The following is a 4,198-nucleotide window of genomic DNA, read 5'->3' as shown; positions in this document are numbered from 1 at the left end:
GTGTCGACGCGACCTCGGCGATCCCGCTGCCCGACCTCGACGACCCCTCCTATGGCCCGCGTGCCGTCCGCGAGGAGGACGAATGACCCGCCAGCACGCCGCCGCACCGGGCGCCGGGCGCGCCGCCGCAGCGCGCGCCGGCCGCGCCGGCCGCGCCGCCGCACCGGGCGCCGGCCGCGCCGCCGCCCCGCGCGTCGCCCGCCGGCTCCGCCGCACCCTCGCCGTCGCGCTCGCCGCGCTGACCCTCGTCGCCGTGTCCGCCTGCGCCGCCATCCCGGTCTCCGGCGACGTCCGCTCGGGCCAGTCCATCAAGGACGAGTCGGTCTCCGGCGTCGAGCTCCGCCCCGACGGTCCCTCCGGCGGTGAGGACCAGACCGCCGTGCTCCGGGGCTTCATCGCGGCGGCCACCGGGGCCCATAACAACTACTCGACCGCCCGCGAGTTCCTGTCCTCCTCGTTCGCGCAGAAGTGGAACCCCCGCCAGGGCGTCACGATCAGCGACGGCAGCGGTCAGGTCGAACGAGTCGGGTCGGACGAGCTGACGTACACGCTCACCGCGAGCGCCTCGGTCGACGCCGACGGCGAGTACACCCAGGCCGTGCGGCCGACCACCTCGACCCTGACCTTCCAGTTCGTGCACGAGGGACCGCGGTGGACCTCGCCACCACCACGCCGTTCCTCGACGCGGTGGTCGCCCTCGATCGCGTGCTCGCGTTCGGGGTCGACCGGGATGCGATCGAGTTCGGGGTGGACCGACGGGCCTCCCGTGGTCGTCGGCGGGCGCGGAGGTCGCTGGCGTTCGCGGACGCCGCGTCCGGGTCCGTCGGGGAGTCGGTGCTCCGGGTCCGCTTCGACGAGTACGGCACGCCGCCACCCGTCCTCCAGCACCGGTTCTCGGAGCGCGGCCATCCGGACATCGTCGTCGACTTCTGGTTCCCGGAGCAGGGCGTCGTGGTCGAGTTCGACGGGGAGGCGAAGTACCGCGATCCGCAGTTGCGGGGTGGCCGCACCGCCGAGGACGTCGTCGTCGCGGAGAAGAACCGGGAGGACCGGCTCCGAGCGTTCCCGGACGTCACGGGTGTCGTCCGCGTCGGGTGGGCGGACCTGTGGCGAGAAGTCCAGCTGCGCAGCAAACTCCGGCGGGGTCGGGTGCCCATGACGCGCTGAGGGCGGGTCGCACGGTGCGAGGCGGCTCCGACGGTGCGAGGCGGGACCTCGCACGGAGCGAGGCGGCTCCGACGGTGCGAGGTTTCGCACACCGTGGGAGCGCCGGAGCATCGCACGGTGCGTGAAACCTCGCACCGTGCGGCCCCGGCGCGGCGCCGGCGGCGGCACCGTGCGGCGGCGTCGGCACCGTGCGGCGGCGTCGGCACCGTGCGGCGGCGGCGCCGCACCCGCACCCCCGGCGCGACAGTTCACCCGACGGCGACGCCCGCGGCACCTCGCGTTCACTCACCGCCGCCACACTCGACGACGGCGCGGGAACGTTCCCGCACACCGGGCCCACGCACACCGGGCCCACGCACACCGGGCCCAGCGCCCCAGCGCCCCAGCGCCCCACCGCGCACCCCACACCCCGTCCCCACACCCCGCCCCACACCCCTGTCCCCACACACCCCACGGAGGGAACCGACGTGAAGACCCGAGTCCTCGCAGGCCTCGCGATCGCCGCCGCCGCGACCGTCGCACTGTCCGGCTGCGTCCAGAGCGCGAACGCCGCGAACAGCGCCGCAGACGGCAAGACCGCCCTCACCGTGTTCATCAGCGGTGACACCAACGTCCAGGACCTCTGGGAGAAGTCGCTCATCCCGGCGTTCGAGAAGGCGCACCCGAAGATCACCGTGCGCACGAGCATCGACCTGCACGGCGAGCACGACGCCCAGACGCAGGCGAACCTCGCCACCGCGGTCAAGGCCGGCAAGAGCGTCGCGTACGACCTCGTCGACGCCGGCTTCGTCACGACCGCGGGCAAGGCCGGGCTCATGGCGAAGGTCGACGAACAGGGCATCCCGAACCTCGCGGACGTTCCCGAGGCCACGAGGCAGCAGGGCGGCGACAGCGCGATCCCGTACCGGGCCTCGAGCGTGCTCCTCGCCTACGACCCGAAGAAGGTCAGCGACCCGCCGAAGACCCTCGACGACCTCCTCGCGTGGATCGAGGCCAACCCGGGCGAGTTCGCGTACAACTCGCCGTCCTCGGGCGGCTCCGGCGGCTCGTTCGTCGCCACGGTGCTGGCGAAGTACCTCTCCGCCGACGAGCAGACCACGATGCAGACCACGTACGACAAGTCGCTCGAGTCGAAGTGGGACAAGGGCTTCCAGGTCCTGAAGGACCTCGGCCCGTCGACCTACCAGAAGGGTGTGTACCCGAACGGCAACGACCAGGTCGTCCAGCTCCTCGGCTCCGGTCAGATCGCGATGGCACCGGTCTGGAGCGACCAGTTCATCACCTCGCAGAAGACCGGCATCATCCCGAAGTCGATCAAGGCCGTGCAGATCACGGACCCGTCGTTCACCGGCAGTGCGAGCTTCCTCGGCATCCCTGAGACCGAGCCCGCCGCGAAGAAGGCCGCCGCCGAGGAGCTCGCCGACTTCGTGCTGAGCTCGCAGGGGCAGCAGCTCGTCGCGACCGCCGTGTCCGGCTACCCGGTCGTCCCGCTCGACACACTGCCGGGGTCGGTCGCCGAGCAGTTCGCGGACGCGAACCCCTCGCAGCTCCGCCTCGGCTTCCAGAGCGACTTCGCCGCGGACATGAACGCCGCGTGGGACGCGAAGGTCCCGCAGTGACCCAGGTCGCCGACCGGGAGGCCCGTGGCGCGTCCGCCACGGGCCTCCCGCCCGTCCCCGGTCACGCCGGGGACGCCTCGGGTGCCGCGGGGACCGCCGCGCCGGGCACCGTCGACCGTCGCGCCGTCCGCCGTCGGCAGACCCGTCGCGCGCGGGCGACCGGGCTCGCCCTCGTCGCGGCGCCGGTGCTGGTCGTGGTGCTCTTCGTCGGCGTCCCCGTGGTGAACGCCGCGCTGTTCTCGCTCGGCTTCACCGGAGGCCTCAACGAAGCCCTGGCCGACATCGGGCAGGACGTCGTGCACGGGTTCTCGCTCGCCGTGTACGGCACGCTGCTGCGCAACCCGGTGTTCCTCCGCGACCTCGGAGCGACCCTGGGCGTCACCGCGCTGTCCACCGGCCTGACGATCGCCCTGGCCGTGGTCGTCGCGGTGATCCTGCGGCTCCGCGGCGGTCTCGTCGGCAAGACCCTCAGCGTCCTCGCCGTCGTGCCGATCTTCGTGCCGGTCGTCATCGCGAGCTGGTCGATCCTGACCTTCACGGACGCCCAGGGCTTCCTGCGGAGCGTCGGCGCCCAGGTCGGCCTGGAGTTCCCGGTGTGGGGCTACACGCTCGTGGCCGTGGTGTTCGGCAGCGTCTGGACCAGCCTGCCGTTCGCGGTGCTGTTGATCGCCGGCGCGCTCCAGGGGACGCCGGACGCGCTCGTCGACGCCGCGAAGGATGCCGGGGCGAGCACCTGGCGGGTCGTCTGGCAGGTGCTCCTCCCGATGGCGCGGACCCCGCTCGTGATCGCGACCACCTTCACCGTGATCGGCGTCCTCGGCTCGTTCACGGTCCCGTACTTCACCGGTCCGAACGCCCCGACGATGCTCGGCGTCGACATCTCGAAGTACTTCCAGGCGTACAACCGCCCGCAGCAGTCCACGGCGATGGCGTTCATCGTGTTCGCCTTCGCCGCGGCCGCGAGCGTGTCCTACCTGCGCTCGACGGTGCGGAGCAACGCCCGCGAGCTCGCCGACACGAACACGGAGGCGAAGTCGTGATCCGACGCGTGACGGGCACCGCCCTGGTCTGGGCCACGGCGGCCGTCCTCGCCGTGTTCATCGTCGGCCCGCTCCTCTGGCTGGCCGTCCGGGCGTTCGCGACGAGCTGGACGTACCCGAACCTGCTGCCCGACGGCTGGACCCTGCAGTGGTGGTCGACCGTGTTCGAGGACCCGACGCTCGGCGTCGCGATCCAGAACTCGCTCGTGCTCGCGCCGCTCACCGTGCTCATCGCGGCCGCGGTGTGCCTGCCGGCGGCGTGGGCGATCAGCCGGATCGAGTTCCCCGGCCGCCGGGTCGTGCTCGTCGGGCTCTTCGCCACCAACGCCTTCCCGAAGATGGGGCTCTTCGTGACGATGTCCGCGATGTTCA

General features: G+C 72.6%; 3 protein-coding genes and 1 pseudogene. All 4 read left to right on the top strand.

All coding sequences use genetic code 11. The annotated features are described in order from the left end of the window. Window positions 1-651: 651 nt before the first annotated feature. Window positions 652-1,167, top strand: a complete 516-nt coding sequence (locus tag I59_RS14975; protein ID WP_049976607.1) for a hypothetical protein — start codon at window positions 652-654, stop codon at window positions 1,165-1,167. Between the two features lie 467 nt (window positions 1,168-1,634). Next, the gene (locus I59_RS14970) at window positions 1,635-2,786 is read left to right on the top strand and encodes an extracellular solute-binding protein (protein WP_022904564.1); all 1,152 of its coding nucleotides are present in this window, start codon (window positions 1,635-1,637) and stop codon (window positions 2,784-2,786) included. After that, on the top strand, window positions 2,783-3,826 hold the full coding sequence (locus tag I59_RS14965; protein WP_022904563.1) for an ABC transporter permease: 1,044 nt from the start codon (window positions 2,783-2,785) through the stop codon (window positions 3,824-3,826). Before I59_RS14970 ends, I59_RS14965 begins: the two co-directional genes overlap by 4 nt. Further along, window positions 3,823-4,198: pseudogene (locus I59_RS14960) on the top strand (carbohydrate ABC transporter permease); the annotation flags it as partial. The gene I59_RS14965 and the pseudogene I59_RS14960, both read left to right, overlap by 4 nt.

Source organism: Curtobacterium sp. B8 (assembly GCF_000333315.1).
Classification (GTDB): domain Bacteria; phylum Actinomycetota; class Actinomycetes; order Actinomycetales; family Microbacteriaceae; genus Curtobacterium; species Curtobacterium luteum.
The sequence above is the reverse complement of the archived record's forward strand: the minus strand, read 5'-3'. Positions and strand labels throughout refer to the sequence as shown.